The organism is bacterium (assembly GCA_040757115.1).
In the GTDB taxonomy this organism is placed as follows: domain Bacteria; phylum UBA9089; class CG2-30-40-21; order CG2-30-40-21; family SBAY01; genus JBFLXS01.
This window is the reverse complement of the sequence record JBFLYA010000250.1, coordinates 1-3,158: the sequence shown is the minus strand read 5'-3', so window position 1 is coordinate 3,158 and position 3,158 is coordinate 1. Positions and strand designations below refer to the sequence as shown.

Sequence of the window (3,158 nt, the reverse complement as noted above, 5' to 3'; positions counted from 1 at the left end):
GTATAAGTCCCGCTTACATTTCCTGATAAAACTAAGGTAATTGTAGCATAGTCTGCTTGGTAACTGGTGATTGGTAACTGGTAATTAACCTCAATTACCTTTGATTCTAATGCTGGAATAGTAATTGTTGCAAACTCCTTATGCATATCACTAATAGCTAATGACCAATGATTAATAACTACATCAACTTGACTTATATTCTTTAAGCTTATGATTAGTGTATTTGTTCCTCTTCCTAATGCCTGTTTTGTAATTATCTCTATATTAACTTTTGTCTCTTCTACCAGGATATAATCTATCACCTTCACATCGTTTATCATACATTCTAAGACAAAAGATGAATTAGCCGTAGTAGTAGCAATGAAACTATAACTACTGTTAGAGCCAAGATTAATTGGCGTCCTGAATATTACATCTCCATCTTTTACCTTTAACTCTAAGTCACCTGCTTCTATATTCTCTCCTTTATTTGTTAAAGTTCCGGATATAGTAATCAACTCATCAGGTTTATACACCTTTTTATCCGTATCAAATGTTAGGTATAAATTTGACTTAAATATATAGAATGAATTCATATCTATAGCTATTTTCTGATTTTTATTTGAGGTAATTACTCCTTCAATATATAGCTTACCTACACTACTTAAAGTACCAATATTTATTACTTTCTGACTAATATTTGCTTCTAAACAGGTTATCTCATACTCTTTTTCATAAATCACATCCCCGCCTGGAGTATATCGTGATACACCATACTCTGTTCCAAACCAAATATATTCTCCATCTACTGCTATTGAGTTAATATAATTACTCACTAACTCACTATTTTCTGGGGTAAAAGTTGTCCAACTACTGGTTTCCTTATCATACCGTAATACACCCAGCCATGTCCCAATCCAAATATATTTTCCATCTACTGCTATTGACATAATACTATGTTGGGTAAAAGTTGTCCAGCTACCGGTTTCCTTATCATATCGTGATAGACCATACCTTGTTCCAATCCAAATATATTTTCCATCTACTGCTATTGACCTAATCTTATAACCCACTAACCCACTATTGTATGAGGTAAAAGTTGTCCAACTACCGGTTTCCTTATCATATCGTGATACATCATTATCCCATGTTCCAATCCAAATATATTTTCCATCTACGGCTATTGTCCTGATACAATTAGTCTGTAACCCACTATTTTGTTTAGTAAAAGTTGTCCAACTACCGGTTTCCTTATCATATCGTGATACACCACCCTCACATGTTCCAATCCAAATATATTTTCCATCTACGGCTATTGACCAAATGTCATTACTCTCTAACCCACTATTTTTATTAAAAGTTGTCCAACTACCGGTTTCCTTATCATATCGTGATACACCATCCCATGTTCCAAACCAAATATATTTTCCATCTACTGTTATTGAATGAATATCATTACGCACTAACCCACTATTTTGTTCGGTAAAAGTTGTCCAACTACCGGTTTCCTTATCATATCGTGATACACCATCATAGTCTGTTCCAAACCAAATATATTTATCATCTACTGCTATTGACCAAATGTCATTACTCACTAACCCACTATTTTGTTGGGTAAAATCTATCCAATTATAACCTTCTTTATCATACCGTGATACACCAGCATAGTCTGTTCCAAACCAAATATATTTCTCATCTAGTGCTATTGAACTAATATTATTACTCACTAACCCACTATTTTGTTGGGTAAAAGTTGTCCAACTACCGGTTTCCTTATCATATCGTGATACACCCCATGCCCCAAACCAAATATACCTCCCATCTACTGCTATTGTCCTAATCTCATTACTCACTAACTCACTATTTCCTGCATTAAAAGTTGTCCAACTACCAGTTTCCTTATCATATCGTGATACACCATCATACTCTGTTCCAAACCAAATATACTTCTCATCTACTGCTATTGAACTAATATTATTACTCACTAACCCACTATTTTCTTTATTAAAAGTTATCCAACTACCGGTTTCCTTATCATATCGTGATACACCCCATGCCCCAAACCAAATATACCTCCCATCTACTGCTATTGTCCTAATCTCATTACTCACTAACTCACTATTTCCTGCATTAAAAGTTGTCCAACTACCGGTTTCCTTATCATATCGTGATACACCACTATACCATGTTCCAAACCAAATATATTTTCCATCTACTGCTATTGAATGAATATAATTACTCACTAACCCACTATTTTCTTCATTAAAAGTTGTCCAACTATCGGTTTCCTTATCATATCGTGATACACCATCCCATGTTCCAAACCAAATATACCTCCCATCTACTGCTATTGTATTAGCATCTTGTATCTTATTATAATCATCCCACTTATTATCTACCTTATTATATCTTTTCACAATCAAATCAGTTGTAAACCAGACATAATTACCATCAACTTTAATATCATAAATTCTTTTCAATGCAGTAAAAGTCTGCCAGCCAGGATAATTATTTCTTACTTTCAGGCTCAACTTAGCATCTTCAATCGCCTTATTTTTATTATCTATCTTTACATTTACATTAATTTGCTCATTAATAGAGTATGTCTTCTGAGTAGTCCATATACTCATATCTGCGTCTATCCCTTCTATCCTGATATATCTATCAAAATATTCTCTTAACTGTATAAGTTGAGCAGTGGTAATTAAACTTATTATATAATCTCCGGTTATTAGTCCTTCTGGAATATCAAATCCTATTACCCTCTCATCATCTGCTGGAAATAAATTATCTATACTTCCTTCACCTGTATAAACCTCATTTCCTATTGTATCAAATAATCTTATAGTATAATCCCAACTATCCGCTACACCGCCGATATTCTTTACATAAATATTTACCTTTTCCCCAGGCTGATAACTTTTATCATTAAGTTTAACTTCTAATTTTGCCTGCGGGATATAAAAACTAAATTGCTTATATTTAGAAGAACTACCAATCTGGACGCAGACACTACCGTAATGATACCCAGCAGTTAAACTTGCTGGAATAAGTGCGCTAAGGCTAAGATTTCCTTTTTGTGATGGTAATAAAGAAAGCAAGGTGGTAGTGCTAAAGTTAAACCCCTCAATAAAACTAACTACTTCCATGTCTTGCTTAAATTTACCTGTATTAATTAT

1 protein-coding gene is annotated in these 3,158 nt (G+C 33.7%); it reads right to left on the bottom strand.

Features of this window, described 5'->3' with window-relative positions; all coding sequences use genetic code 11:
* On the bottom strand, positions 1 to 3,158 hold a 3,158-nt coding region (locus AB1422_16230; protein MEW6620855.1), incomplete at both ends, for a hypothetical protein.